This window comes from Nitratireductor pacificus pht-3B (assembly GCF_000300335.1).
Classification (GTDB): Bacteria; Pseudomonadota; Alphaproteobacteria; order Rhizobiales; family Rhizobiaceae; genus Nitratireductor; species Nitratireductor pacificus.
Genome location: NZ_AMRM01000001.1, coordinates 231,866 through 258,048 on the forward strand (window position 1 = coordinate 231,866; position 26,183 = coordinate 258,048).

A 26,183-nucleotide genomic window follows, 5' to 3' on the forward strand; every position below is an offset into this window, starting at 1 on the left:
CTCGGGCAATGTCACCCGCATGATTCAACCCTTCGGACGGCACCCGGTTTCGTGGCACATCTGATAGCAATGCGCGCCCAGTTCCTTTCCTCGCGCTTCCGGTCCCGGCTCGCGCTCGCAGCCTTTCTGCTCGTTGCCTGGGCCGTCCCGGCGCTTGGCCAGGGAACGGAAAGCCTGCTGGACAGCCAGCGCAGGCAGATTGCCAATGTCGAGCGCATGGTCGATACGCTCGACAAGCAGGTCGACGACCAGTCCACCGACGATGCGAAGCTCGTGGAGGTCCGGGTCGAACTGGAGCGCCTTGCGCGGGCGATCTTCGACGCCAGCCTGGCGTTCCGTCCGCGCCTGTCGGAGATCAACACGCGGCTCGAACAGCTCGGGGCGGCGCGTGGTGAGGGCGAGCCGGCGGAACCCGACGAGGTGAGCCGCGAACGGACTCGCCTGCTGGACGAAAAGGCCAGTTTCAACGTGCTGATCGGCGAGGCGGAACGCCTCTCCGTCCGCATCAGCGGCGTGATCGACGAAATCGCCCAGCTGCGGCGCGACCTGTTCACCCGGACGCTGTCGCGCCGCTACGACATCTCGGCCGCGCTCAACACCAATGTCGCCGGCGAGTTTGCCGCGGAAATGACGCGGATCTACCGCGTGGTGTCCTCGTGGGTCAGCTTCACCGTGCAATACCGGCTGAAGCCGTTGCTCCTGGCGACGTTCCTGGCGCTCGTCGCCGCGCTCTGCCTGCTGGTCGGCGGCCGCCGCCTGTTCGGCGATTTCATGAAACCCGATCCGACACAGGAAGCGCCGACCTATCTCGGGCGCTTGTCCGTGGCGCTGTTCTCGACGCTCATACCGTCGGCGTCCTTCGCCATGCTGCTGGCTTCGGCCTATTACTTCCTGGACTATTTCAGGCTCCTGCGCACCGACATCGCACCGCTGCTTTTCGCCTTGTTTTCGGTCGTCGTGCTGGTCTTCTTCGTCTACCGGCTGGCCTACTCCATCCTGGCGCCGCGCATGGCGAACTGGCGCCTGCTGCCGGTCCATTCGCAGGCGGCGCGGCGGCTGGTGGCACTCGCCGGGCTGACGGCGGCCCTGACCGGCTTCGACTACTTCATGAACAGCGTCTACGAGCTGTTCGGCTCGCCCTTGTCGCTGACGGTGGCAACCAGCCTGCTGGGCACGATGGGCGTCGGCCTGCTGATCCTGCTGATCGGCAATGTGAAGCCGTTCAGCGACGAGGAAGGGCAGGCGAAGCCCTGGCCGACGAAGTTCCGCTATCTCCTGTTCGCCATCGGGTTCGCGATCATCGTCTCGGCGATTCTGGGCTATATCGGATTTGCGCGGTTCCTTTCGCAGCAGGTCGTCGTGACCGGCGCGATCCTCGCCACCATGTATATCGGCGTCCTGACGGCGGGCGCCGTCGCCAGCGAGGGGGCGTTCGCCAAGTCGTGGCTCGCCCGGCGCCTGGAGCGCTATTCGCCCTTCGACGAGACGACGCTCGACCAGCTCGGCCTGGTCACCGGCATGGTCATCAACGTCATGGTGGTGCTGATCGGCCTGCCGCTGATCCTGCTGCAATGGGGTTTCCGCTGGGCAGACCTGACGGCATGGGGATACCGCATCGCCGGGCAGATCCAGATCGGTTCCCTGTCCTTCTCGATCATCGGCATCCTGACCGGCATCCTGGTTTTCGTCCTCGGCTATTTCTTCACGCGCTGGTTCCAGGCCTGGCTCGACGGTTCCGTGATGTCGCGCAGCCGGATGGATTCGGGCGTGCGCAACTCGATCCGCACCGGCGTCGGCTATGTCGGGCTGGTGATCGCGGCGCTGATCGGCGTCTCCGCCGCCGGGATCAACCTGTCGAACCTGGCGCTGGTGGCCGGCGCCCTGTCCCTCGGCATCGGCTTCGGCCTGCAGAACATCGTCTCTAACTTCGTCTCGGGCCTGATCCTTCTGGCCGAGCGCCCGTTCAAGGCCGGGGACTGGATCGTCGCCGGCGGCGTCTCGGGCACGGTGCGCAAGATCTCCGTGCGGGCGACGGAGATCGAGACGTTCCAGCGGCAGACGGTGATCCTGCCCAACTCCGAACTGATCAACGCGGCGGTCGGCAACTGGACCCACAAGAACAAGCTCGGGCGGATGGAGCTGCCGGTCGGCGTCGCCTACGGTTCCGACGTGCGGCGGGTGCACCAGATCCTGATGGAGATCGCCACCGGACACCCTCTGGTCCTGAAGAACCCGGAACCCTTCGTGCTGTTCGCCGGCTTCGGTGAGTCCTCGCTCGATTTCGAGATAAGGGTCTACCTTTCCGACATCCTGACCCAGCTCAGCGTCCAGAACGACATCCGCTTCGCCATCGTCGATGCCTTCGCCGCCGAGGGGATCGAGATACCGTTTCCACAGCGGGATCTCCATGTGCGCACGGTGGTCAACCAGCCCGTTCAGGTTCCGCAGGAGGCTACCTCCTCGGAGAGCGAAGCCGCCGACGATCCGGCCGCCGCGACAAAGCGCAGGCGGCGGCGCAAGCTCGATCCGGAATAGTGTGAACCGGCCGTTCAGTTGCCGTTCACATTGAAATCTCTATAAGCTTGGTGGAAAAAGGAGCTTCGGCTCCGTTTGACAGGGGCGGTGGCGACACCGATGAAACCGATGAAGAACATTCTTACCACGGCTGCGGCCCTTCTGCTCTCGGGCGGTATGGCGATGGCGGCGAGCGCCGTCAACCGCGACAGCGAACCCCGGACCCTCGTGGTTACCGAGGGCGGCAGCCAGTCCGAGCTCGTCATCGGCTCCGGCGAGACCGTCGAGTTCTGCAGCACGGGCTGCTTCGTGACGATGCCGAACGGCGACCGTGAAGTGCTCACCGGATCGGAGACGATCGAGATTTCCGGCGGTCGCGGGCGCGTACAGTAAAGCCGGCACCCATCTGGGCTGCTTTCCACTCGAATGTTTGATCTTGAAGGCCGTGCAACCGCGCGGCCTTTTCTTTGCGTTGTTATGCAAACGTTAAGCTTGATCTGGGAATTCGTCTTTATATCCTGTTGCAGGACGTTTCAGTTCAGATTTCGGAAGCTCATTTCGCGTAGGCCGTTTCCCAATGCGGGTTTAAAGGCGGGTTTCAAGGGGGCTTTCATGGACGCGCGATCAGAACGCAATGCAGTGCCACTTGCCGTCGATCTCGACGGCACGCTGATTGCGACCGATCTTCTGTGGGAGAGCTTGTTCCTCCTGCTGCGTCGCAAGCCTTATTGCCTGTTTCTTCTGCCTTTCTGGCTGCTCGGCGGGAAGGCACGCCTGAAATGCGCCATCGCGGAGCGCGTGGAGCTCGATCCCGCGAGCCTGCCGTACCGGCAGGATCTCCTTGCGCGCCTTCGCGAGGACAAGGCGGATGGCCGGCACGTCGTGCTGGCGACCGCCGCGCCGAAGAAATTTGCCGAGGCGGTGGCGGCGCATCTGGGGGTGTTCGATTCCGTCATCTCGACGGAGCCGGGGCGCAACATGGCTTCGCATGTCAAGCGTGAGGCGCTGATCGCGGCATTCGGCGACGGCGGCTTCGACTATGCGGGCAACAGCCGGGCGGACGTGGCGGTGTTCGACGCGGCGCGCCAGGCGATCGTCGTTGCGCCGGACAGGGCTGCGGCGCGCTGGCATGAGGCGAATGGCGGCGAATTGTTCAGCGCCGAGAAGCCGACGCTGAAGACGCATTTCAAGATGCTGCGCGCGCATCAGTGGCTGAAGAACACGCTCATCTTCGTTCCGCTGATCCTCGATCACGACTATTTTGACCCCTACATGATGGGCCTCGGCCTGCTGGCGTTCATCGCGTTCAGCTTCTCCGCGTCGGCGATCTACATTCTCAACGATTTCTTCGACCTGGCGCTTGACCGCCGGCATCCGACGAAATCGAAGCGTCCCTTCGCCAGCGGCGTCCTGTCGATCCCCTTCGGCTTTGCCGCGATGATTGGCCTCCTGGCCGTGAGCGGCTTCGTCGCGACCTTCCTGCCGCCGCTCTTCGGCCTCGTCCTGTTCGGCTACCTGCTGGCCACGACCGCCTATTCGCTGTCGATCAAGCGCATGCTCCTGGTCGACGTGCTGACCCTTGCGGGGCTCTACACGATGCGCATCCTCGCCGGCAGCGCGGCGACGGGGATCGGCGTGTCCTTCTGGTTGCTCGCCTTCTCGGTGTTCTTCTTCCTGTCGCTGGCGCTGGTGAAGCGCTACGTGGAACTGCGCTCGACCGAGCTCCCGACAGGCGAGAGGATTGCCGGGCGCGGCTACAGGAGCGAAGACCAGGAGGTCATCGCCCAGGCCGGAATGGCATCGGCCTTCTCCGCGGCGATGGTTCTGGCGCTCTACATCCAGAGCAGCGCGGTGCGTGAACTCTACAGCCAGCCATGGCTGATCTGGCCGCTCTGCCCGATCGTGCTCTACATCACGATCCGCATCTGGGTTCTGGCGCGCCGCAACGAGATGCATGACGATCCGATCGTCTTCATCATCAGCGACTGGCGCAGCCAGCTCGTCGGCGGTTTCGGCGCGTTCCTGCTGTTCTATGCGGGGTTGTAGGAATGGGCGCCTATTCCGCATTCGGCCTCGTTCGCCGCAACAGGGCGCAGGTGATGCCGGCGGCTGACGCCATCGAGCGGCTGCGTTCGGGGGCCGGCCTGCAGGGTTCGGTCCTGCCCTACGGCAATGGCCGATCCTATGGCGACACCTGCCTCAACGACGCCGGCGCGCTGATCGACATGCGGCCGATGAAGCGCATCACCGCCTTCGATGCGGAGAAGGGGCTTCTGACGGCGGAGGCGGGGCTGATGCTCTGCGACGTGATCGCCCATGTGGCGCCGCATGGCTGGTTTCCGGCGGTGGTGCCGGGCACGCAGTTCGTGACGCTTGGCGGCGCCATCGCCAACGATGTGCACGGCAAGAACCATCATCGACGCGGCACGTTCGGGTGCCATCTCGCGGAGCTGACGCTGCTGCGCTCGGACGGGCGGACGCTTCGCTGCAGTCCCGACGAGAACGCTGACCTGTTTCGCGCGACGATCGGCGGCATGGGGCTGACCGGCCTGATCCTCACCGCGACGATCCGGCTGATGAAGGTCGACGCGGCGGATGTGGACGAGCGGGTGCTCGGCTTCCGGGGGCTCGACGCCTATTTCGACCTCGCCGAACAGGCGGATGCCGAAAACGAGTATGCCGTCGCCTGGATCGACCAGCTTGCCAGCGGCGAAAGGGCAGGGCGCGGTTTCCTCCTGACGGCAAACCACGCCGCGGAGGCCGTTCCCTTCAAGCCGGCCGCGCCGCGGCGTCTGTCCGTTCCTTTCCGTCCGCCGGTCAATCTCCTGAATCGCTGGTCGCTCGGCCTCTTCAACCGAATGTTCGCCTGGAGCAAGGCGCGGGCCGAGGGCGTGCGGCGTTCCGCGTACGAGAGCTATTTCTTTCCGCTCGACGCCGTGCGCCACTGGAACCGACTCTACGGTCCGCGCGGTCTCCTGCAGCATCAGAGCGTGGTGCCCTTCGAGGCCGCGCGCGAAGCCATTCCGGCGATGATGGCGGCTGCGCGCAAAGCGGGGCAGGCTTCGTTCCTGACCGTGCTGAAGCGGTTCGGCGACGTGCCGTCGCCCGGCCTGATGTCGTTCCCGCGGCCGGGCTATACGCTGACGCTCGATTTCTCCAACGCGGGTGCTGCAACGCATGCGCTGTTCGAGCGGCTCGACCGCATGACGGTCGATGCCGGCGGTGCGGTCAATCCCTACAAGGACGCGCGCATGGGCGCCGCCCTGTTCGACGCTTCCTTCGCGCGCTGGCGTGAAGTGGAGGCGCTGCGCGATCCGGCGTTCGTTTCGGACTTCTGGCGCCGAACGGCTCTGCAACTCGGCTCGAGCAGGCGGGAGGACCGGCATGCCGCCGAATAAGCGCATCAGGATCGTCGCGCAGCGAAGACTTCACGCGATGAGTGCAATTTTTCCATTCCGCTTCACGGTTTGTTTGCGTGAACGGGTTAAGACAGGCACGGGCGGGACATGATGAAATACATACCTTTCATACTCTTCACGGTGATGACGAACGCGGCGGCGCAGCTGATGCTGAAGCACGGCATGATGACGCTCGGGCCGCTGTCCTTCGTCGGCGTCAACCCGGTCCTGAAGATCCTCCAGATCGTCTTCAGCCCATGGATCTTCGCCGGTCTCAGCGTGTTCGTCATCTCCATGGCGTCGCATCTCTACGTGCTTTCGAAAGTCGACCTGTCCTTCGCCTATCCGTTTCTGAGCCTCGCCTATGTGGCGGTCGCGGTGTTCGCCTACTTCCTCTTCCACGAGGACCTGAACGCCTACCGCATCGGGGGGATCGCGCTGATCTGCGTCGGCACGGTGCTGATCGCCCAGAGCGGACGCGAGGCGCCTGAGGATCAGGCCGCACTTTCCAAAGACAAACACCAGTCCGAAAGGTCGATCATCCAATGAGACACGTAATTTTCGGTGGCGACGGCTTTGTCGGCCGGCATCTGGCGCCCAAGCTGATCGCTGACGGCGAAGAGGTCATCGTCGCCGACATCGTCAAGAGCGACCTGCAGCACTACCGCAAGGCGACCTTCGTTCACTGCGACGTGACCGATCCGGCAGCGATCCAGGCGCTCGGCGTCAAGGCTGACGACATGGTCTACAACCTGTCGGCCAAGATGCTGTCGCCGATCCAGGTGCGCGCCAAGCGGCACGACTTCTTCTACCCCGTGAACTATCACGGCACGGTCAACATCATCGAGGGGATGGACAAGGCGGGCGCTTCGAGGCTCGTCCACTTCACCACCGACATGATCTACGGCCACACCGTCACCTATCCGATGACGGAGGATCATCCAGTCTCGCCGCTCGGCGAATACGGCCAGTCGAAGCTCGACACGGAGGTGCTGGCCGCCGAATGGCGCAAGCGCGGCATGAACATCTCGCTGTTCCGCCCGCGGCTGATCATCGGGCCGGGACGCCTCGGCATTCTGGAAAAGCTCTTCAAGCTGGTGGACATGAACCTGCCGGTGCCGATGATCGGATCGGGCAGGAACCCTTACCAGTTCATCTCGGTGTTCGATTGTGCCGAGGCCGCGCGGCTCGCCTGGAAGGCCGGCGTGCCGAACGAGGCCTACAATCTCGGTTCGCTCAACCCGCCGCCGGTGCGCAAGCTGCTCGGCGATCTCGTCAGGCATGCCGGCTCGAAATCCTTCCTCATGCCGACGCCCGGCTGGGCGGTGAAGCGCACGCTCGACCTGCTCGACTGGATGAACATGCCGATCATGGATCCGGAACAGTATCTGATCGCCGACGAGATGTGCGTGCTCGACGTTTCGAAGGGCGAGCGCGATCTCGGCTGGGTGCCGCAATACAATGACGGCGACATGCTGATCGCCGCCTATGACGAATACCGCGCCAAGAAAGCCGGTCAGACCGTTGGCGCAAGCCAGGTTCCGGCCGAATAGGGAGGTCGACATGACCGTCGTGACGAAAACCGAGACGAAAGGGGCGATGCCCGTGATGGATGCACCGGAACTCTCGCCCAGGACCATCGTGAAGCCCGATCTTCTGTCGGTGGAGGATGCCAAAGGCCTGAGCGTCGAACGGATGACCGACCTGTTCAAGGCGCATCTGAACCCCGGTCAGCTTCACTTCATGAAGCTGCTCGGCTTCCACAAGGTGAAGATCGAAAGCGCCGAGGGGATGTACTACATCGACCAGAACGGCCGGAAGATCCTCGATTTCTTCGGCGGTTTCGGCTCTCTGGCCTTCGGACACAACCACCCGCGCATCCTCGAGGCGCGGCAGAAGTTCCAGAACGAGAAGCGCCACGAGATCGCCATCGCTTTCATGTCGCAGTATGCGACGGCGCTGGCGGCCAATCTTGCGGCCTGCTCGCCGGGCGACCTCGACATGGTGTTCCTCGGCTCCTCGGGTTCCGAGGCGATGGAATCGGCCGTCAAGCTCGCCGAGCGCGCCGCCGGTCCGAAGCGTCCCAAGGTCGTCTATGCGGAAAACTCCTTCCACGGCAAGACGAAGGGCGTGCTGACCATCACGGACGGCAATCTCTATCGCGCCGAGTTCCGCCTGACGGACAACACGGTGCGTGTGCCGTTCGGCGATATCGACGCCATCGAAACCGCCTTCCGCACCGACCCCGAGATCGGCGCCATCGTGCTGGAGACGGTGCAGGGCGGCGGCGGCATCAACGAGGCGCCGCGCGAATTCTGGCAGAAGCTGCGCCAGCTCTGCGACCAGTACGGTGTGATCTGGGTGGCCGACGAGGTGCAGTGCGGCTACGGGCGCACCGGCCGTTTCTATGCCTTCGAGCACTATGACGTGGTGCCGGACATCACGGCGCTTGCCAAGTCGCTGGGCGCCGGCAAGGCGGCCATCGCCGCCATGATCGCCAGGCGCGACATCTACATGAAGGCCTACGGCACGCCGAAGACGGCGATGATCCACGCCATGGCCACCTTCGGCGGCATCGGCGAGGCCTGCGCCACGGCGATCGAGGGCACCAACGTGCTTTACGACGAGGCGCTGATGGAGAACGCCGAAAGCACCGGTGCCTATCTCGTCGAGCGGCTCAACGCGCTGAAGGACAAGTATCCGCGCATCATCAAGGACATTCGCGGGCGCGGCTGCATGGTGGGCCTCGAGTTCCACGACTTCTCGCAGACGCTGCCGGCGGTCCTGCGGCCGGTCGTCGGCATGCTGGACGACAAGCTGAAGGGATCGCTTTCCGGCTTCGTCGGCGCGCTGCTCCTGCGCGATTACGACGTTCTGGTGGCCTTCACCGAGTACAACCGCAACGTCATCCGCCTCCTGCCGCCGCTCGTCATGCGACCCGAGCATGTGGACAAGCTGGTGGATTCGCTCGACGCCCTGCTCGGGCGCGGCGTCGTCGCCATCGTGAAGGATTTCGTCAAAAGCCAGGTGAAGTAGGAACCGGCATCTGACAAGATGAGTCCGGTTTGGCTTTCAAGAGCTTGAAAGATCTATGAAATAGCGCCTCTCGCGCGACAATTGGCCGGGCTTGTCCCGGCCTTCTTTTTTGCGGTGGCGCGCGCGCCTCATCCCCCTGCCGGGACCTTCTCCCCGCAGGCGGGGAGAAGGAGGCTTTCACCAGCGTTGCGGACGTCGTCCTTCTCCCCGTGACGGGGAGAAGGTGCCGGCAGGCGGATGAGGGGCGGGTGCCCGACGCTGAACCCCTATTCGATCCTGTCCGCCATGCGCGGGCTGAGATAGGCATCGAAGCAGTCGTTGAGGGCGATCTTCTGATGGTCCTGCATGGCGGGCGCGTAGAGCGCCAGGAGGTCGGCGTTCGCCGTCGTGAGCGGGCAGGTGGGGTGCAGGATGAGATCCGTCTCGCGCACCGCCTCCAGCGCCTCGGCATCGGGCGCGGGAACGGTGCGTGTCGGGTCGGCGCCGATGGAGACGTGTCGCGGCGCTTGCCGGTCCAGGAGCCAGGGGAACGGGTTCACGAAGTTGAGGTTCATGACCGTCTCGAAGGTCACGCCCTGTTCTTCTTCCAGGGCGCGGATCGCGCCGATGGCGTCGTCGATGGCCATCAGATGCGCGACCTGGAAGTCGAATTCCGAGTAGAAGACATAGGCGGGCAGTTCCTGGATGCGGATGAAGTCCGCATAGGTCTCGCGGTGTCTTGCGTAGAAGCTCAGCATCTTCTCGGCGCGGGCGAGGACTTCCGGACGCATGTTGAGGCGGCCGAGCGTCTTCAGGTTGTCGCCCGGCATCGAGACGTTCTTGAGCGCCCCGACATAGGTGCGTGCGGCCCGCTCGGCGGTGTTGACCAGGGGCGGCAGCGCCGCGGCGGCGGCAAGCGCGACGGCGGTGACGACAACGCCGCGTGGCGCGTCGCTCCGCCATAACCGCAGAAGGACGGGCAGGAGGACCGGCCAGATGAAGATGAGCGCCTGGCTGCCGGTGTTCTGGGTTTCGAAGAAGATGCCGGCTAGGAGCACGGCCACAATCCAGAACGCGTCATGGTCGAGGAAGCGGGCGACCGCCGCAAGACGCGGCGGGGTGCGCAGCGTGACAGCAAGCGCGGCGCGGTCCCGGTAGAGCGTGAACAGGGCGAGCAGCCCCGCCGGGACGACGATGCCGAATGTGTGCGAGGCCGCCTGGAGGAAGCGGGGCAGGAGGCTGCCCTCATTCATCAGGACAAGCGTCAGAATGTCGTCGAGATAGTTGAGCGTAATGCCGTTCCAGAGCTCGAGGGCGCCGAGAATGGCAAGGAAGATCAGCGCCGCGGCGATGGCGGTGCGCAGCCGGACACGGCCCGCCGCAAAAGCGAAGGCGCACAGAAGCCCGCCCGCGGCAAAGCCGGTGATCTTGGTCAGGAACAGCGCCGTCATGCCCGCCACGATGGAGACGAGGAGCAGGCGCTGGTCGCGCAGATAGACGAGCGCGACGATCAGCGCATAGAGAAGCTGGCAAACCTGCCGGTTGTAGACGGCAAAGCCGTCCGAACCCGGAAACGGATAGAACTCGCGCGTATTGAAGGGCAGGATGGCGAAGGCGAGGAAGGGCAGCAACAGTGCCAGCGCCGTGCCGCGGGATCTTCCATCCACCTGCCACAGCGCCAGCGCCATCAGCGGCGCTGTCACGGCGAACAGCGACCAATGGACGAGAAGCAGCGGCTGCGCGTTCGGAAAGAGTTTTAGGCCCCCGGCGAAAAGATAGTAGCCGAGCGGGCCGACGGGCGCGAAGAAATCGGTCGCCGGGACCTGGCCGGAGAGGAGTCGGTTGGCCGCGTCGAAATAGATGAACAGATCCCAATACATCGGGCCGATCGGCACGTTGATCGGCAGGAGAAGGATGGTCGCCATCGCAAGCGCCGCCAGGCACAGCAGCGCGAGCGGGCTCGTGAGACGCGCATGCCTCTTCGCCGCCGTAGGGTGTTCGACTGCCATTGCCATGTGGTCTCCGTGATGCATCGTTCCCGCGGTCAGGCTTGTTTCTAACGGAAAGCCGATCACAAGACGTTAACTCTCGGGCGCAATCGCACTCTGCACTCCGCACTCCGCACTCCGCAGGCCGTTCAGCCGTCCGGCGCCGCGATGGCGCTGGCCGCTTCCGCGATGTCGCATTCAGGCAACGGCCACGCGCCGCGCGCGGACTAGATTGCGTTGCAGGATCGGATCGAAGATGGCGCACCGATGCGCCGGGGTTTTGGAGGGAGGGTGCCGGCATGAAAACCAGGGCGCGCGCGGTGGTGATCGGCGGCGGTGTGGTCGGCGTCTCGACGCTCTACCACCTGGCGAAGAAGGGCTGGTCGGACGTGGTGCTCGTCGAGCGCAAGGAACTGACCTCCGGCTCCACCTGGCATGCGGCCGGGCTTCTGCCGTTGTTCAATATGAGCTACTCGGTCGGGCAGATCCACAAATACTCGGTAAAATTCTACCGCGAGCTTCAGGAGGAAACCGGCATGAATGTCGGTTTCACGCAATGCTCCAACATTCGTCTGGCGCGCACCAAGGATCGCTGGGACGAGTACATGTATTACGCAGGGATCGCCGAGACCATCGGCGTTCCGGTCAACATCCTGACGCCGGAAGAGGTCAGGGACATCTGGCCGCTTTGCGAGACGGACGGGCTTCTGGGAGCGATCCAGCACCCGGATGACGGCTATATCCAGCCGGCCGATCTCACCCAGGCGCTGGCCAAGGGCGCGCGCGACCTTGGCGCCACGATCTACCGCAACACGGCCGTGACGGCGATTGCGCAGGCCGTGGACGGAGGCTGGATCGTCACCACGGACAAGGGCGAGATCGCCTGCGAGCACGTTGTCTCCTGCACCGGCAATTTTGCACGGAGGACCGGCGCCATGGTCGGTCTCGACGTGCCGGTGATCCCGGTCGAGCATCAGTACATCGTCACCGAGCCGCATCCGGCCATCGTCGCGCGCAGGAAGGAAGGTCTGCCGGAGATGGGCGTGCTGCGCGAGAGCGATTCCTCCTGGTACATGCGCGAGGAGAATGGCGGGCTGCTGCTCGGCCCCTATGAGGTCGGTGCGCCGTGCTGCTATGTGGACGGACCCTCGGACGACAGCGAGTACGAGCTGTTCCAGGAGGATCTGGAGCGGCTTATGCCCTATGTGGAGACGGCCATCGCCCGCGTGCCGGCCTTCGGCGAGGTGGGCATCAAGAAGATCTACAACGGCGCCATCGCCTACACGCCGGACGGGTCGCCGATCATCGGGCCGGCGCCGGGGCTGAAGAATTTCTGGCTCAATGAAGGCCATTCCTTCGGCGTCACGGCGGCCGGCGGGGCCGGCTGGCAGCTCGCCGAATGGATCGTCGGGGGCGAACCCTCCATCGACATGATGGGTGTCGATCCGCGCCGCTTCGGCCCCTATGCGACCGAAGGCTATCTGCGCGAGAAGAACGAGGAAGCCTACGCCAACGTCTTCACCCCGCACTATCCCGATGAGGAACGCTCGGCGGCGCGTCCGCTGAAGACGACGCCCTGCTACGGGCGCATGGCGGCGCTCGGTGCGGTGTTCGGCTCGGTCTATGGGTGGGAGCGGCCGAACTGGTTCGCGCCGGAGGGCTATGCCGTGCCGGAAGGTGAACTCGGCGTCGGCGCGGACGTGCTTCTCGATCACAATCACGCGCCGGCGCTGCCCGACGGGCGGGTGGTGGAAAAATGGTCCTTCCGCCGCTCCAACTATTTCGAGCATGTCGGCCGCGAGGTGCGGAACGTGCACGAGAATGTCGGCCTGCTCGACATGTCGGCCTTCGCCAAGATGGAGGTCTCGGGCCCGGGCGCGCGGGCCTGGCTCGACGGCATCCTGGCGAACCGCATCCCGAAGAAGCAGGGCAGGGTGGCGCTCTGCCACCTGCTGACGAAGAATGGTGGCGTGCGCTCGGAATTCACTGTCTACGAGTGGAAGCCGGGGCGCTTCTATCTCGTGTCGGCGGGTGCCTATGAGGCGCACGACCACGACGTCCTGTTAAAACTCCTGCCGGCGGACGGCTCGGTGACGCTGCGGCCGATCACGCAGCAATACGGCGTTCTGGTGCTGGCGGGGCCGAAGAGCCGCGACGTGCTGCGCAAGGTCACCCGCACCAGCCTTTCCAATGCCGATTTCCCGTGGCTTTCGGGCAGGCCTGTTTCCATCGGCACGGCGAGCGCCCACGCGCTGCGCGTCAATTTCGTCGGCGAGCTGGGCTGGGAGCTGCATCACCCCATCGAGATGCAGAACGCGATCTTCGACGCGCTGATCGAGGCCGGCGCGGAATTCGGCATCAGGCCGTTCGGCATCCGCGCGATGACGGCGATGGCCATCGAGAAAAGCTACCGCCTGATCCCGCGCGAACTGTCGATCGAGTACACGGCCTGGGAAAGCGGTCTCGACCGCTTCGTCCATCCCGACAAGGGCGATTTCATCGGCCGCGAGGCGCTGTTGCGCCAGCGGGAGACCGGGCCGGGCTGGGCCTATGTGACGCTGGAGGTGCAGGGCGTGACCAACGCCGACGCGCGCGGCAGCGAGGCGATCCACAAGGACGGCGTGCTGGTGGGCCGAGCCACCCATGGCGGCTTCGGCTGGCGCACCGGCAAGAGCCTGGCGCTGGCCATGGTGCGGCCCGACCACGCGGAAATCGGTACCCAACTGACCATCAGGATCCTCGGAACGCCGCACGCGGCAAGGGTGATCGCCGAAAGCCCGTTCGATCCGGAAAACGCCGCGCTGCGCGCCGACGGGTGAGGCGCCGGGGGTTTTCCACCGGTCGCGCGAATGTGATCGCCCTCCGGCGGCGCCGGCGAGACAGTGTTTTGCCGGCAGCCGCCCGTGGGGTACACTTCGCGCATGTCCAGGTCCTTTGGAGGTCTGCGGTTCCTCGGACGCGGCGTACTGGTCGCGATGGGGGGACTTTGCGGCCTTCTGGCGCTCCCGCAGCCCCCCGCCCAGGCGCAGGAAGCCGTCGATGTGGAGCTGGTTCTGGCGGTCGATGTTTCGTTATCGATGTCGGCCGGTGAACTGGAGATCCAGCGCCGGGGCTATGCGGCGGCCCTCACGCACAAGGAGGTGATCGACGCCATCCTCGACGGCGCGCATGGCAAGATCGCCATCACCTATTTCGAATGGGCGGGCTCCCTTTCGCAGCATGTCATCGTGCCGTGGACGGTGATCGCCTCGGCGGAGGATGCGATGCTGGTGGCCGAACGTCTCTCCGCCCGGCCGCCGAACAGCGCGCGCCGCACCTCGATCTCCGGCGCCCTGCAGTTCGCCGGCGATCTGTTCGCCGAAAGCGGCTTTCGCGGCATGCGGCGGGTGGTCGACATTTCCGGTGACGGACCCAACAATCAGGGCGTGCCGGTGGTCGCCGCGCGCGACGCGCTGACCAGCGCCGGCATAACCGTCAACGGCCTTCCCCTGATGACCAATGGCGGTCTCACCTCGAGCTTCGACGTGGACGATCTGGACCGCTACTACCGCGAATGCGTGATCGGCGGGCCGGGAGCTTTCATGATCCCGGTCAACGACTGGACCCAGTTCCCCGAGGCGATCCGGCGCAAGCTTGTCCTGGAACTGGCCTGGAAAAGTGATGAAAGCCCACCGCTGCTCCTTGCTCAGGCGGAGGGCGGTTATGACTGCATGATCGGCGAGAAGATGTGGCGCGACCGCTCGTGGATGTGGACGGATCCGTGAGAGCCGCCGCGCGCTAGGTCAAACCTACAGTTTCGCGGCCACCGCCTCGAGCTGGTCGGCGCACTGACCCCAACCTTCGTGAAAGCCCATCTTTTCATGCGCTTCCAGGTCTTCCTTCGTCCAGTGCAGGGCCCGGGCGACATAGCGGGTCTTGCCGTCGCCGGCGTCCTCGAAGGTGATGATCCCGGTGAAGAAGGGCTTTTCGGAAGGCTGCCAGGCGCTGGTGAATGCGTCGGTGAAGACGATCTTCTCGTTCTCCACGACGTCCAGATAGACGCCCGCGTTCGGATATTCGTTGCCTTCAGGGTCCTTCATGACGATCAGGCTGCCGCCGCCAGGACGCACGTCGATCTCCGCCTTGCCGATCGTCCAGGGGGCCGGCACGAACCATTTCTTGAGAATCTCCGCATCGGTCCAGGCGCGGAAGACATTTTTGCGCGGCGCGTCGATGATGCGGCCAAGGACGAGTTCGCGGTCGGTGGCGGGCTTGATGTCGATGGGGGTTGCCATTGTCAGCTCTCCTTCTGTGGGTTGTGCATCTAGGACGCGACGGCCCGGGACGATCCGACAGGCGCGCCGAATTTTTCGGGAGAAGCCGTCCCGCGGCGGGCGGCAAGCGCTCAGGCGGCCAGAAGCTGCTTGCGGTCGGCGCGTTCCTGCTGGGGCGAGCGCGCATAGAGCTCGCGATAGCACTTCGAAAAATGCGAGGCCGAGACGAACCCGCAGGCGACCGCCACCTCGACCACGGGCATCGGCGACTGGATCAGCAGGTGACGTGCGCGGTCGAGGCGGATTTCAAGATAGTAGCGGGCCGGCGAACGTCCCATTTCCTGGCGGAACAGGCGTTCGATCTGACGGCGTGACAGGCCGACATTGTCGGCGATCTCGACGAGGGAGAGCGGTTCGGAAAGATTGGCTTCCATCAGTTCGATGATGGTCAGGACCTTGGAGTTCTGCACGCCCAGGCGCGCGCGCAGGGGCAGGCGCTGGCGGTCGGAAGGGCTGCGGATGCGGTCGGTCAATAACTGCTCGCAGACGCGATTGACCAGGGCCTCGTCAAAATCCTCGCCGATGAGCTTGAGCATCATGTCCATCGCCGCGGTGCCGCCGGCGCAGGTATAGATGTTGGCTTCCATCTCGAAGAGATCGGCGAAGACGTTGGCCCTGGGATATTTTTCCGCGAAGCCCGGCAGGTTCTCCCAATGGATCGCGCAGCGCTTGTCGGCCAGCAGTCCCGCTGCGGCGAGGATGTGCGCGGCGGTGCAGAGGCCGCCGATCGCCACGCCGCGATTATACTCCTCGCGCAGCCAGGCGAAGACAGACTTCTCGTCGTAGGTCTCGATGTTGAGGCCGCCGCAGACGATGACCATCGAGGGGCGTTCATGACTGCTCATCTTGCGCCGTTCTTCGGCGAGCGACCAGCCAACCGCCACCTGGACGCCGTTGGAGGCAGAGACCGGTAAGCCGTCGATACTCGCAAGCCGCCATTGATAGGCTTCGTAGCCGGCCATCCGGTTTGCCATGCGCAGGGGTTCGAGCGCGGCGGCGAAGGCCATCATGGTGAAGTCCGGAACGAGGAAGAAGACGATCGACCTCTTGTGGAGTATTCCGTCCGGCATCTCACACTCCCGAGCGTGACAGCGGCTTGTCTGCGCGAAGCCGTCATCGAAGCGTCATCAGGAACGCCCTTTCCTGTCAATGGGTTTGCAGGGGGCGGAGGGGGGTTCCGGCGGATTCGCCGCCAAATCATCCCCATCCGGCAGCCGCCGGCTACCCGACAGAGAGTGCGGCCTTCGAACCAGCCGGTGCGGGCTGATCTAGTTGATCAGGAAGCCGAGGCGGGCTGCGGTCAGAGCGCCGGTCTCGCCGGGCATGGTGCGGCCGAGCCGCTGGCGGGCGAAGACGGTGGTCGGGTTGCTCTGCCGGCTACGGCGCGTGAGGCGGATCAGAAACTTCATCTTGCGTCTCCATCGAAAGACTTCGGCTTTCACCGAGCGCCTTCACATGCGTGATGGAATGGGGTCGCTCGTTATTGCGGTGCACAATAGTCGGTGAAAGACCGTGCCGTGGCGGAAAATGCGAAGCGCGCGGCGGAAAATGCGACATCCGGGGTGCAGAAAACCCCCGAACCGGCTCCGGCGCTAGGTCCGGAGCCGCATTCTGCGCGGTGCCGCTCTATGGTTTCGAGGATCATGGCGCTAGCGTCGATCCTTGTCTGGGCCGACATCCCGCCGGGAAGGCGGGCGCCCGAACCTCGCATGATCCAGCATCGTGTCATACTCGACGAGGAACGCCTTGAACGCGCTCCAGGCTCTTGCTGCATACATTGTCCAGCCTCCTTCTGCCGGCCGCCGTGGATCGGTATAGCGGGTCATGAGCGGGCGATGCCCTGGTGATCGAAATCCTCGGACTGCATCATTCTGTACTGGTTCGGCCATCCGATATCCTTGCGGATTTCTGCCGGCAGGCTGCCGATGAGGCGTTCCGTGCGGTGCCGATTGAGCGTGTGCCGATAGCGGCGGAAATAGCGATTTATGCGGGTAAAGGCCGTCATTGCTCTTCTCCTTGCTGCTGCGTTGTTCATCGGTTTCGACTTGCGAGCTTGACTATGGCGCAATCGTCATGTTCAATCAAACGCAATAGAATGATCCTTTCATTCAATGATATTGAATCTAGGAGGCAATCTTGAACGCACCGCTCAACCACCCGGTCCCCCTGCTGGAACTGGACGTCTTACGCACCTTCGTGGCCATCGCCGAGACGGGCAGTTTCACGGCGGCCGCCAACGCAGTCTTCCGCACGCCTTCCGCCGTTTCCATGCAGATCAAGAAGCTGGAGGACCTGCTCGGGTGCTCTGTCTTCTCGCGCGATGCGCGTTCCGTGTCGCTGACGGCCGACGGCGAACTGCTGCTGAGCTATGCGCGCCGGTTGCTGGCGCTCAACCGCGAGGCGGTGTCGAAGTTCATCATGCCCGACATCAGCGGCATCGTGCGGCTGGGGTCGCCCGACGATTTCGGCGAGCGCGTCCTGCCGAGCGTGCTGAAGCGTTTCGCGCAGACACATCCTTCCATCGCGGTTGATGTGGTAATCGACCAGAGCGCCAATCTGCGCAAGCGGATGGCGAACCGGCAGCTCGACCTGACGCTTCTGACCTGCTCGGACGGCATCGTCGACGCCGGCGTCCAGGTGGTGTTCACCGAGCCGATCGTCTGGGCGGGCGCCCGGGGCGGCTGCGCGCATCTTCGCGAACCCCTGCCGGTTTCCCTGTGGGAGGAAGGATGCGCCTGGCGCGCGAGCGCGCTGGACGCCATGTCGCGGCATGGGCGCGAATACCGCATCGCCTATATGAGCGCGCACACCGCCGGCCAACGGGCGGCCATCCTGTCCGATCTCGCCATCGCGCCGCTGCCGAAATCCTTCCTGCGCGAGGATCTGGTGGAGCTGGGGCCGAAGGACGGACTTCCAAAGCTCGGGAACTATCACATCGGGATGGTCGTTACGCCCGACGCCTCCGCACCCGTGCGCGCCGCCGCCGAGCACATCCAGGCGGCTTTCGAGCTGTTCGGCGACACGGGACGCTTCTGAGCGCGGGCAGGCGGGTCAAGGACGCCGGAGGCCATGTCATGAGCGACGGGAAACGCATCGAGATCGGCGGCGTTTCGCTGTCGAGCCCTGACAAGCCCCTATTCGCCAGGCCCGCCGTCACCAAGGTCGATCTCGCCCGCCACTACGAACGGGTCGCGGTGCGGATGCTGCCGCAGGTGAAGAACCGGCTGGTCAGCCTCGTGCGCTGCCCGGACGGGCAGGAGAATCCGTGCTTCTTCCAGCGGCATGGCGGGAAGGGATTTCCCGACGCCATCGGCCGGATGGACATCACCGAGAAGGACGGCGGCAAGGACGAGTATCTGTACGTCAGCGATTTGTCCGCGGTGGTCGCGGCGGTGCAGATGAGCGCGCTCGAACTGCATATCTGGGGTTCGCGCACCGACCGGCTGGAGAACCCGGACCGGCTGGTGTTCGATCTCGATCCTGATGAAGAGCTGGGTTTCGCCAGCGTCAGGGATGCGGCGTTCGAGGTGCGCGACAGGTTGCGGGCGCTCGAGCTCGACACGGTGCCCCTGGTGACCGGCGGCAAGGGCATTCACGTCGTCGCTCCGCTGGAGCGGCGGGCGGACTGGGCCGTGGTGAAGGATTTTGCGCGCGCTTTCGCCGAGCGGCTGGCCGAAGACGCGCCGGAACGCTTCGTTGCCCAGGCCTCTAAGGCGAAACGCGAAGGGCGGGTTTTCATCGACTGGCTGCGCAACGAGCGATCGGCGACGGCGATCGCGCCCTATTCGACGCGCGCCAGGGATGGCGCTCCGGTGGCGACGCCGGTCTCCTGGGAGGAACTCTCCGGGCTGACGGCGGCGAACGGGTTCCATCTCGGTGACATGGCGGAGAGGCTCGCGGCGCCGGACCCGTGGGCGGACAGCGGCGGCTGGCGGCAGTCGATCACCAGGGCGATGCTGACCGCAGTCGGCGCCGATACCTGATGGTGTAATGGCGGGGAAGGGCGCTTGATCCGTGGTCTTGGCCCATCCGTGCCCTTCATCCCCGCCGCCGCGCGGCACGCTCCTCGCGTGAGCGGCGTCTCGGCCGACCGCCACCGTCGCCGTCATCGTCCAGCCCCTTGCGCGGTGGCAACTGTACCTGCGCGGCAAGCTTCGGGAACGGATCGATCTTGTTCGGCAGCGCCATGGCATGAACGAAATGCTCCTGGAACTTCGGCTCCAGCGCCGTCTCGATCTTCTCGATCCGCCGCACCGTCTCCTCGATCTCGCGGCGGAAGTTGCGGTTGAGCAGCGCCATGCGCGCGCCGGTGCCGGCGGCATTGCCGACGGCGGAGACGTTTTCCAGCTCGCAATCGGGGATCAGGCCGAGCACCATGGCGTATTGCGGGTCGATGAAGGAGCCGAAGGCGCCGGCGAAGCGGATCACGTCGACCGTCTCGACCTCCTGCTTCTCCATCAGGAGCCTGATGCCGGCATAGAGCGCCGCCTTGGCGAGCTGGATGGCGCGCACGTCGTTCTGCGTGATGGTCAGGCGGGGTTCGGCCTCGGACAGGACGTAGGAGAAGGTCCGGCCGTTGGCGACGATGCGGGGGCTTCTCGCCGCCAGCGCGCCGTCGATCACGCCGTCCTCGGAGATGATCCCGGTGAGATACATCTCGGCCACCACCTCGATGATGCCCGAACCGCAGACGCCGGTGACGCCTGTTTCGCCGACCGAGGCCGGGAAGCCCGGATCGTCGGACCACAAATCGGAGCCGATGACCCGGTAGCGCGGCTCCAGCGTCTGCCGGTCGATGCGCACGCGCTCGATGGCGCCGGGCGCGGCGCGCTGGCCGGAGGAGATTTCGGCGCCCTCGAAGGCCGGGCCGGTCGGCGACGAGGCGGCGACAACGCGCTCACGATTGCCCAGAACGATCTCGGCATTGGTGCCGACATCGACGATCAGCATCATCCGGTCCTGCCGGTGCGGGCCTTCGGAGAGGGTCACCGCGGCGGCGTCGGCGCCGACATGGCCGGCGATGCAGGGGAGCAGATAGGTGCGGGCGCCCGGATTGAGTTTGAGGCGCAGATCGTCGGCGTTCATCCGCACCGCGCCGGAAACGGCGAGCGCGAAAGGCGCGCCGCCGAGCTCCGTCGGATCGATGCCGAGGAACAAGTGGTGCATGATCGGGTTGGCGACGAACACGCTGTCGAGAATGTCGTCGCGCTCGATGCCGCCATTGTCGGCCACCTTCTGCACCAGCTTGGAAATTTCCTGACGCACGGCGCGTGTCATCGCCTCGCGCCCGTCCGGGTTCATCATGACATAGGAGACCCGGCTCATCAGATCTTCGCCGAAGCGGATCTGCGGGTTCGAGGCCCCGGCGGACGCCACGACGCGGCCCGACAGGAGCGAGACGAGATGCATGGCGATGGTGGTGGAGCCGATGTCGCAGGCGAGGCCATAGGCCTCGTTCTTCAAGCCGGGCCACAGCGCGATGAGGCGCGCCGCATCGTCGTCCTCGTCCTGGTGGACGGCGGCGGTGACGCTCCATCTGCCTTCGCGCAGGATCGGCTGCACCAGCGGCAGCAGATGCGCGTCGGCCTCGATGCGGCCAAAGCCCCAGTCCTTCCGCAATTGCTGCCTGAGGCGGTCAAGATCGCCGAGCGGCCTGTGCATGTCGGGTTCCTCGACCTCGACATAACAGAGGTGAACGGCGGGAAAGCGCTCGATGACGCGCGCATCGGCGTCCTTGCGGACGACCTGCGCGTTGATCACGGTGTCCTGCGGCACATCGACGACCAGGTCGCCCTCGACGGTCGCCGAGCAGGAGAGGCGGCGGCCGGCCGGCAGGTCGCGCTTCTCGGCGTAGCGCGCCTCTCTTGGCCCGACGGGCGAGATGCTCTCCTTCGACGACGAGATCTTGTGCTTTGCGAAATGGCCTTCCTGAACCTCGATCTGGCAGCGGCCGCAGGTGGCGCGCCCGCCGCAGACGCTCTCGACATAGACGCCGAGCTGACGCGCCGCGTCGAGCACGGTTGTTCCCTTCGGGAAGCGCCCGCGCTTGCCGGACGGCATGAAGAGGACGAGGTGGTCGGTGGTCATGGAACAGGCCTTTGGGCGCCGGCGCCTGGTAGACCCCCCTCTGGCCTGGCGGCCATCTCCCCCTCAAGGGGGGAGATCAGATTTCGCCAATGGTTTCGCGGGTCGCCGGCCTGTCGGAGAGAACGCGGCATCGAGGGCAGCCAATCTCCCCCCTTGAGGGGGAGATGGCCGCCCCGTTCGACATGCTCAGAAGGCCAGAGGGGGGTATGAGGTGCGCCGTACATCAAGATGCCGTCATCCCTGCGCGCGCCTTGCCTCGCGTCCGCCGCGCCGGCGGCCGCCGGCCGCCGCCGGAGCAGCGGCAACCGCGCCATCGGCGCCAGCCATCGCCGGCTTGTGGTCGCGGTAGGTCATGATCCAGGTCTGGCAGTTGGGGTCCGTGCCGTTGAGGACATTGGCGGCGCGCACGGCCTCCATCTCCTGCGGACGGCAGGGGTTCATGATGGCGCTGGTCATGCCGGCACCGATGACCATCGGAATGAAGCCGGCATTGATGCCGTGCCGGTGCGGGATGCCGAAGGAGATGTTGGACAGGCCGCAGGTGGTGTTGACCTTCAACTCGTCGCGCAGGCGGCGCAAGAGGGCGAAAACCTGCTTGCCGGCCGTGCCCATGGCGCCGATCGGCATGACCAGCGGGTCGACGACGATGTCGTGGGCGGGGATGCCGTAGTCGGCGGCGTGCCGGACGATCTTGCGGGCCACCTCGAAGCGCACGTCCGGGTCCTCGGAAATGCCGGTCTCGTCGTTGGAGATCGCCACCACCGGCACGTCATATTTCTTCACCAGCGGCAGGATGGCTTCCAGCTTCTCCTCCTCACCGGTGACGGAATTGATGAGCGGCCGGCCCTTGGCCACCTTCAGCGCCGCCTCGATGGCCGCCGAGACGGAGGAATCGATCGACAGCGGCACATCGACCAGATCCTGGACGATCTCCAGCGTCTGCACCAGAAGCGCGGGCTCGGTGGCATTGGGGTCCACGGCGGTCACGCCCGCATTGACGTCCAGCATGGTCGCGCCGGCCGCCACCTGTTCCAGCGCGTCCTTCTTCACCGTCTCGAAATTGCCCGCCTCCATTTCGGCAGCCAGCTTCTTGCGGCCGGTCGGGTTGATGCGCTCGCCGATGACGCAGAAGGGCTGATCGAAGCCGATCACGACTTCCTTGCTCGCCGAGGCGACGATGGTGCGGGTCATTCACTGTCCTCCAAAGGGTAAGAAGATGTCTTTACGGGGCCATCTGTCGTTTCTCGACTTGGGGTGCCGAAGAGAAGGGGATGAGCGAATAATGAATAGAGGAAAGTATTGATGATGCAGAATCTCCATGATGTCTCTCCTATTCGCTATTCGCTCACCACATCCTTCACCATATCGACCGGCGTCTCGCTCGCATTGTCGTGCAGGATGTGGTCGAGCCTTTCGGCGACCAGCGCGTCGTCCGCCCGCGGTTCGCGCCGCCAGGGCTTTCGCCCCTTGAGAACGCCCGATTCATGGACGATCTCCGCGACATACTCTTCCTGCCGGTAGGCCATCACATGGATGCCGGAAATGCCGTCGATCTCCTTCACCTCGTTGATGATGTCGATGCACAGACGCTTGCCTTCCTGCTTCTGGTTCCCGGCACCTTCGAGGCGCGCCACGACCGCGTCGGGAATATGGACGCCCGGCACGTTGGAGCGGATCCAGCGGGCCGTCCTGGCGGATGCAAGCGGTCCGACGCCGACGAGGACGAAGCATTTTTCCGTCAGCCCCAGATCGCGGACCCGCTTCATGTACTCCTCGAGCATCGGCACATCGTAGCAGTACTGGCTCTGCACGAACTGGGCGCCGGCGGCGATCTTCTTGGCGAGCCTGAGCGGGCGGAAATCAAAGGGCGGCGCGAAGGGATTGATGGCCGCGCCCAGAAAGACCGCCGGCGGGGTGGTGAGCGCGCGGCCCGAGAGAAACTTTTCCTCGTCGCGCATGGTGCGCACGGTTTCCAGAAGCGACATGCAGTCGAGGTCGAAGACGGGCTTCGCTCCCGGCTGATCGCCGGCCTGCACGCCGTCGCCGGTCAGGCACATGATGTTGGCGACGCCCATGGCGGCCGCGCCCAGCACGTCTCCCTGGATGGCGATGCGGTTGCGGTCGCGGCAGGCGATCTGCATGATCGTCGCGTAGCCCATGCGGGTCAGAAGGGCGCAGATGCCGAGCGACGACATGTGGCAGTTGGCGCCCGACGCATCGACGGCGTTGATGCCGTCCACCCAGCCGTCGAAGATCGCGGCGCGTTCGTAGACGTCCTGGGCGTTGGCGCTGTCGGGCGGGTTGAGCTCGGCGGTGACGGCGAACTCGCCGCGCCGCAGCACGCGCTCGAGCCTCCCGCGGGAGGAATGGCCGGGCAGCGGCTCCAACGGCAACTCGATGCCCGCCGGGTTCTCGTCGATCTGGGGCGGTCGCGTCGTCATGCGCCGCTTTCCGGCCTGTCGCCGCGCTCGCCGGCGGCAAGCGCTGTCACGCGCAGCCAGGCCGATGTCTCGCGCAGCGACTGGTCGACAGGCTTCTGCACGGCAAGGATTGCGTCGGTGGCGCGCATGGTCTGCGCGCCCTCCCATGCCTTGACCCAGACGCAGGGCATGTCCGGCTCCACCTCGCAATGCCCGTTGGCGCGCACGCCGCCGCAGGGGCCGTTGCGCAACTGCTTGGGACAGTTCATGGGGCAGGACATGCCGGTGGCGGAAAGAACGCACTGGCCGCACATGCGGCAATCGAACATCAGGCCCTTCACCTGCCGCTCGATGAATTTCACGGGCCGCTCGGCGCGGACATAGCCGATGGCGTTCCAGACGGGATGCAGCGCCAGAAAGAGATCGGCGAAGCGGGCATAGACCCATTCGAGGAAGCGCGCGTGACGCACGGACCACAGGCGCATCGTATAGCGCCGCTGGAGGCGTCGCTGCGGGGAGACGTCGGCCGGTTTGTAGGCGAGCTTGTCGCGCGCTCTCCGCACCAGTGTCGCCTGGGCCACCGTCCGTGTCGTCGTCTGCGCTTCATTCCCCGACATGCCCGCCTGCCTTGACGAGCGCCTTCAGGCGCTCCGGACCGAAATCGCTTTCGATGGCCCGCAGCGCCTTCTCCGCCTCCGCCTCCAGATCGTCGCCGACCTCGACCGGGTCGCCACGCCGCCACTCGGCCAGATAGGCATCGGTGTCGCGCGCGCCGACGCGCATGGCGCACATGTCGATCGCCTCGGTGAAGCGCAACGGCAATTCGCGCTTGGCGGCCTGACGCCCCTTCTTGACGATCACCTGAGCCGGGATATCCCGCCAGTAGACAACGATCAGATGGGCCATGAGCAGCTGTTCCTCCCGACCTTGAGGATTGCCGCATGCGCATCGGCCGCGCTTGCTGCGAGGCGACGCGCGCGCCTTCAAATGCGACGTGACGGGAGGTGCGATTTGCCGGGTCAGAGCCCGATCAGGCGACGACGAAGCCGGCAAGCACGCTTGCGGCGCCGACGACGGCGGCGATGACGAACAGCGAGAGCAGACCGCAGAAGACCCCGATGCCGAGAAGAACGCCGTCGCGCTCGGACAGGGCGAGGCCGATCAGGGCGCAGGAGAAGGCGGGGAACCAGTTGCCGAGCGGGATCGGCAGCGTCACGGCGATCGCCAGGATCAGGGCGACGATGCCGATGGCGCGATCGGCATGGTTGCGCGCGAAAGGCCAGTAGCGCGGCTTGATGAACTGTTCGATCCAGACCAGCCGCGGAATCAGCTTCGCGCTCATGTGGCGAAACTTGTCGGCGCCAATCGCCTTGCTGAGGACGAAGCGCGGCAGCCATACGGTGCGGTTCCCGAGCACCATCTGCAGGGCGATCAGGACGAGAGGCGGACCGAGCACGAGGGTGCTGCCGGGGGGGAAGGGCAGGAGATTCAGGCAGGAAAAGAAGACGAGAAGCGTCGCAAAGCTGCGGTCGCCGAGCGCCTGGCGGATCTCGCCGACCGTCACCTTGTCTGCAGCGTGGTTCGCAAGCTCCTGGAAAATGCGCGAAAGGCGGCGGGGCGGATGTTCCGCAGGCGCCGCGCTCGACACCGTATCCAACTCCGTACCCTCCGCTTCCATCGCGCAGCCCCACATGGATCGCCGAATCTCGTCCGGCACGAAGGGCAGTCTTCTCTTTCTGCGATTAAGCCTTCATGACAAAAGCTGCAAGATCGTGGTGCGGGCGTGCGCTAAGGTTTGCGCCGGAACTCCAGGATGTCGAGCTTCGATTCATGGATGGGCGCGGGAAACTCGATCCGCCAGCTTTGCTCTCCGTCGCGCAGGGCATAGCCGACCTGGTCGGTTTCGCGTCCGGCGCCGTAGGACGGCCTGGCGCCGCCTGCGACGAAGAAGGATCCGAGATAGATCTGGCGGTTGTCGCCATCGTTGAAGAACCTTCCGGCAGTGCGCTGCGAACCGCCGGTCTTCTCGAGGAACCAGCTGTACCCGTCGTCGGTGACGCGGCAATCGAACCAGTTATAGACCACGAGGGAGGCGAGACCGCCGACCTTTATGGTGCGGCATTGCCATTCGCCGGTCAGGTCAAGACCCTCGAAGGATTGGGGCGGGCGCGCGCCGATCTCGTCCAGCACCGCGAGATCGGCGGCGGCGCCCTTCGGACGGGCCTCGGCGACCGCCCGGTCGCGGATTGTCTCGAATGCATCGAGGCGTGCCGCATCGCGATAGGTGATGTCGCGCAGGACCGTGTCCTTCTCGAAGCCGGCGATCTCCATCTCCAGTTTCTGCTGGACGATGGAACCTGATGTGTCGCCGGTCTCTGCGAACGCCTGCGTCAGCGGGAGCGCCAGGAATGCGGCGGCGAGGGCGGTTGCTTGGATGCGGTGCATGGG

The 26,183-nt window shown here is 65.2% G+C and carries 23 protein-coding genes; 11 read left to right on the top strand and 12 right to left on the bottom strand.

Annotation, left to right across the window (positions count from 1 at the left end; genetic code table 11):
• Positions 1 to 69 precede the first annotated feature (69 nt).
• The 7 genes from NA2_RS01055 to NA2_RS01085 all read left to right on the top strand — a co-directional run bounded on the left by NA2_RS01055 (position 70) and on the right by NA2_RS01085 (position 8,948).
• A complete protein-coding gene (locus NA2_RS01055; protein WP_008593202.1) occupies positions 70 to 2,535 on the top strand; it encodes a mechanosensitive ion channel domain-containing protein in 2,466 nt (821 codons plus the stop codon).
• 99 nt (positions 2,536 to 2,634) lie between these two features.
• Positions 2,635 to 2,907, top strand: coding sequence for a hypothetical protein (locus tag NA2_RS01060; protein WP_008593204.1), 273 nt, complete (start codon positions 2,635 to 2,637; stop codon positions 2,905 to 2,907).
• A gap of 219 nt (positions 2,908 to 3,126) precedes the next feature.
• Positions 3,127 to 4,560 (top strand): UbiA family prenyltransferase, encoded by a 1,434-nt coding sequence (locus tag NA2_RS01065; protein ID WP_040676343.1) that lies wholly within the window; start codon positions 3,127 to 3,129, stop codon positions 4,558 to 4,560.
• A 2-nt stretch (positions 4,561 to 4,562) separates the two neighbouring features.
• The gene (locus NA2_RS01070) at positions 4,563 to 5,912 is read left to right on the top strand and encodes an FAD-binding oxidoreductase (RefSeq protein WP_008593207.1); all 1,350 of its coding nucleotides are present in this window, start codon (positions 4,563 to 4,565) and stop codon (positions 5,910 to 5,912) included.
• A gap of 111 nt (positions 5,913 to 6,023) precedes the next feature.
• The gene (locus NA2_RS01075) at positions 6,024 to 6,461 is read left to right on the top strand and encodes an EamA family transporter (protein WP_040676408.1); all 438 of its coding nucleotides are present in this window, start codon (positions 6,024 to 6,026) and stop codon (positions 6,459 to 6,461) included.
• Entirely contained in the window at positions 6,458 to 7,465 is a 1,008-nt protein-coding gene (locus NA2_RS01080) for an NAD-dependent epimerase/dehydratase family protein (protein ID WP_008593211.1), read from the top strand. The genes NA2_RS01075 and NA2_RS01080 overlap by 4 nt, the downstream gene beginning before the upstream one ends.
• 46 nt (positions 7,466 to 7,511) lie before the next feature.
• Positions 7,512 to 8,948, top strand: a complete 1,437-nt coding sequence (locus NA2_RS01085) for an aspartate aminotransferase family protein (protein ID WP_244423568.1) — start codon at positions 7,512 to 7,514, stop codon at positions 8,946 to 8,948.
• A gap of 266 nt (positions 8,949 to 9,214) precedes the next feature.
• Here NA2_RS01085 and NA2_RS01090 read toward each other — a convergent pair whose 3' ends face one another.
• Positions 9,215 to 10,942 (bottom strand): hypothetical protein, encoded by a 1,728-nt coding sequence (locus NA2_RS01090; RefSeq protein ID WP_051011489.1) that lies wholly within the window; start codon positions 10,940 to 10,942, stop codon positions 9,215 to 9,217.
• A gap of 272 nt (positions 10,943 to 11,214) precedes the next feature.
• Here NA2_RS01090 and NA2_RS01095 point away from each other — a divergent pair, with 272 nt between their 5' ends.
• Positions 11,215 to 13,734, top strand: coding sequence for a GcvT family protein (locus NA2_RS01095; RefSeq protein WP_008593216.1), 2,520 nt, complete (start codon positions 11,215 to 11,217; stop codon positions 13,732 to 13,734).
• A gap of 156 nt (positions 13,735 to 13,890) precedes the next feature.
• Positions 13,891 to 14,679 (top strand): DUF1194 domain-containing protein, encoded by a 789-nt coding sequence (locus NA2_RS01100; RefSeq protein WP_008593217.1) that lies wholly within the window; start codon positions 13,891 to 13,893, stop codon positions 14,677 to 14,679.
• 24 nt (positions 14,680 to 14,703) lie between these two features.
• Here NA2_RS01100 and NA2_RS01105 read toward each other — a convergent pair whose 3' ends face one another.
• The 4 genes from NA2_RS01105 to NA2_RS01115 all read right to left on the bottom strand — a co-directional run bounded on the left by NA2_RS01105 (position 14,704) and on the right by NA2_RS01115 (position 17,263).
• Positions 14,704 to 15,189 carry an SRPBCC family protein gene (locus tag NA2_RS01105; RefSeq protein ID WP_008593219.1) on the bottom strand — a complete coding sequence of 162 codons (486 nt, stop codon included), beginning with the start codon at positions 15,187 to 15,189 and terminating at the stop codon, positions 14,704 to 14,706.
• Between the two features lie 110 nt (positions 15,190 to 15,299).
• Positions 15,300 to 16,298, bottom strand: coding sequence for a GlxA family transcriptional regulator (locus NA2_RS01110; RefSeq protein WP_008593221.1), 999 nt, complete (start codon positions 16,296 to 16,298; stop codon positions 15,300 to 15,302).
• Positions 16,299 to 16,496: 198 nt separating this feature from the next.
• A complete protein-coding gene (locus NA2_RS22115; RefSeq protein WP_008593223.1) occupies positions 16,497 to 16,637 on the bottom strand; it encodes a hypothetical protein in 141 nt (46 codons plus the stop codon).
• Between the two features lie 413 nt (positions 16,638 to 17,050).
• Complete coding sequence (locus NA2_RS01115; RefSeq protein ID WP_244423564.1) at positions 17,051 to 17,263, bottom strand: hypothetical protein; 213 nt, start codon at positions 17,261 to 17,263, stop codon at positions 17,051 to 17,053.
• Between the two features lie 101 nt (positions 17,264 to 17,364).
• Between NA2_RS01115 and NA2_RS01120 the strand changes: the two genes are divergently transcribed.
• Both NA2_RS01120 and ligD read left to right on the top strand, forming a co-directional pair.
• Positions 17,365 to 18,264: a LysR substrate-binding domain-containing protein gene (locus NA2_RS01120; protein ID WP_008593226.1), complete on the top strand. Its 900-nt coding sequence runs from the start codon at positions 17,365 to 17,367 to the stop codon at positions 18,262 to 18,264.
• Between the two features lie 38 nt (positions 18,265 to 18,302).
• Complete coding sequence (gene ligD / locus NA2_RS01125) at positions 18,303 to 19,211, top strand: non-homologous end-joining DNA ligase (RefSeq protein WP_008593228.1); 909 nt, start codon at positions 18,303 to 18,305, stop codon at positions 19,209 to 19,211.
• Between the two features lie 55 nt (positions 19,212 to 19,266).
• Here the strand turns inward: ligD and NA2_RS01130 are convergent, their stop codons facing one another.
• The 7 genes from NA2_RS01130 to NA2_RS01160 all read right to left on the bottom strand — a co-directional run bounded on the left by NA2_RS01130 (position 19,267) and on the right by NA2_RS01160 (position 26,180).
• Positions 19,267 to 21,315: an ASKHA domain-containing protein gene (locus NA2_RS01130; RefSeq protein WP_008593230.1), complete on the bottom strand. Its 2,049-nt coding sequence runs from the start codon at positions 21,313 to 21,315 to the stop codon at positions 19,267 to 19,269.
• A 234-nt stretch (positions 21,316 to 21,549) separates the two neighbouring features.
• Positions 21,550 to 22,506: a methyltetrahydrofolate cobalamin methyltransferase gene (locus NA2_RS01135; protein ID WP_008593232.1), complete on the bottom strand. Its 957-nt coding sequence runs from the start codon at positions 22,504 to 22,506 to the stop codon at positions 21,550 to 21,552.
• Positions 22,507 to 22,652: 146 nt separating this feature from the next.
• Complete coding sequence (locus tag NA2_RS01140; RefSeq protein WP_008593234.1) at positions 22,653 to 23,756, bottom strand: methylenetetrahydrofolate reductase; 1,104 nt, start codon at positions 23,754 to 23,756, stop codon at positions 22,653 to 22,655.
• Positions 23,753 to 24,352, bottom strand: a complete 600-nt coding sequence (locus NA2_RS01145; RefSeq protein ID WP_008593236.1) for a methylenetetrahydrofolate reductase C-terminal domain-containing protein — start codon at positions 24,350 to 24,352, stop codon at positions 23,753 to 23,755. The genes NA2_RS01140 and NA2_RS01145 overlap by 4 nt, the downstream gene beginning before the upstream one ends.
• Positions 24,339 to 24,641: a virulence factor gene (locus NA2_RS01150; RefSeq protein ID WP_008593238.1), complete on the bottom strand. Its 303-nt coding sequence runs from the start codon at positions 24,639 to 24,641 to the stop codon at positions 24,339 to 24,341. Before NA2_RS01150 ends, NA2_RS01145 begins: the two co-directional genes overlap by 14 nt.
• A 124-nt stretch (positions 24,642 to 24,765) precedes the next feature.
• Positions 24,766 to 25,452: an exopolysaccharide biosynthesis protein gene (locus tag NA2_RS01155; protein ID WP_244423565.1), complete on the bottom strand. Its 687-nt coding sequence runs from the start codon at positions 25,450 to 25,452 to the stop codon at positions 24,766 to 24,768.
• Positions 25,453 to 25,523: 71 nt separating this feature from the next.
• Positions 25,524 to 26,180 (bottom strand): DUF4893 domain-containing protein, encoded by a 657-nt coding sequence (locus NA2_RS01160; RefSeq protein WP_008593242.1) that lies wholly within the window; start codon positions 26,178 to 26,180, stop codon positions 25,524 to 25,526.
• Positions 26,181 to 26,183: the final 3 nt, after the last annotated feature.

Coding starts and splice junctions, on each gene's coding strand:
- NA2_RS01055 (WP_008593202.1), top strand. CDS start 70: ATGCGCGCCCAGTTCCTTTCCTCGCGCTTCCGGTCCCGGCTCGCGCTC.
- NA2_RS01060 (WP_008593204.1), top strand. CDS start 2,635: ATGAAACCGATGAAGAACATTCTTACCACGGCTGCGGCCCTTCTGCTC.
- NA2_RS01065 (WP_040676343.1), top strand. CDS start 3,127: ATGGACGCGCGATCAGAACGCAATGCAGTGCCACTTGCCGTCGATCTC.
- NA2_RS01070 (WP_008593207.1), top strand. CDS start 4,563: ATGGGCGCCTATTCCGCATTCGGCCTCGTTCGCCGCAACAGGGCGCAG.
- NA2_RS01075 (WP_040676408.1), top strand. CDS start 6,024: ATGAAATACATACCTTTCATACTCTTCACGGTGATGACGAACGCGGCG.
- NA2_RS01080 (WP_008593211.1), top strand. CDS start 6,458: ATGAGACACGTAATTTTCGGTGGCGACGGCTTTGTCGGCCGGCATCTG.
- NA2_RS01085 (WP_244423568.1), top strand. CDS start 7,512: ATGCCCGTGATGGATGCACCGGAACTCTCGCCCAGGACCATCGTGAAG.
- NA2_RS01090 (WP_051011489.1), bottom strand. CDS start 10,942: ATGGCAATGGCAGTCGAACACCCTACGGCGGCGAAGAGGCATGCGCGT.
- NA2_RS01095 (WP_008593216.1), top strand. CDS start 11,215: ATGAAAACCAGGGCGCGCGCGGTGGTGATCGGCGGCGGTGTGGTCGGC.
- NA2_RS01100 (WP_008593217.1), top strand. CDS start 13,891: ATGGGGGGACTTTGCGGCCTTCTGGCGCTCCCGCAGCCCCCCGCCCAG.
- NA2_RS01105 (WP_008593219.1), bottom strand. CDS start 15,189: ATGGCAACCCCCATCGACATCAAGCCCGCCACCGACCGCGAACTCGTC.
- NA2_RS01110 (WP_008593221.1), bottom strand. CDS start 16,298: ATGCCGGACGGAATACTCCACAAGAGGTCGATCGTCTTCTTCCTCGTT.
- NA2_RS22115 (WP_008593223.1), bottom strand. CDS start 16,637: ATGAAGTTTCTGATCCGCCTCACGCGCCGTAGCCGGCAGAGCAACCCG.
- NA2_RS01115 (WP_244423564.1), bottom strand. CDS start 17,263: ATGAACAACGCAGCAGCAAGGAGAAGAGCAATGACGGCCTTTACCCGC.
- ligD (WP_008593228.1), top strand. CDS start 18,303: ATGAGCGACGGGAAACGCATCGAGATCGGCGGCGTTTCGCTGTCGAGC.
- NA2_RS01130 (WP_008593230.1), bottom strand. CDS start 21,315: ATGACCACCGACCACCTCGTCCTCTTCATGCCGTCCGGCAAGCGCGGG.
- NA2_RS01135 (WP_008593232.1), bottom strand. CDS start 22,506: ATGACCCGCACCATCGTCGCCTCGGCGAGCAAGGAAGTCGTGATCGGC.
- NA2_RS01140 (WP_008593234.1), bottom strand. CDS start 23,756: ATGACGACGCGACCGCCCCAGATCGACGAGAACCCGGCGGGCATCGAG.
- NA2_RS01145 (WP_008593236.1), bottom strand. CDS start 24,352: ATGTCGGGGAATGAAGCGCAGACGACGACACGGACGGTGGCCCAGGCG.
- NA2_RS01150 (WP_008593238.1), bottom strand. CDS start 24,641: ATGGCCCATCTGATCGTTGTCTACTGGCGGGATATCCCGGCTCAGGTG.
- NA2_RS01160 (WP_008593242.1), bottom strand. CDS start 26,180: ATGCACCGCATCCAAGCAACCGCCCTCGCCGCCGCATTCCTGGCGCTC.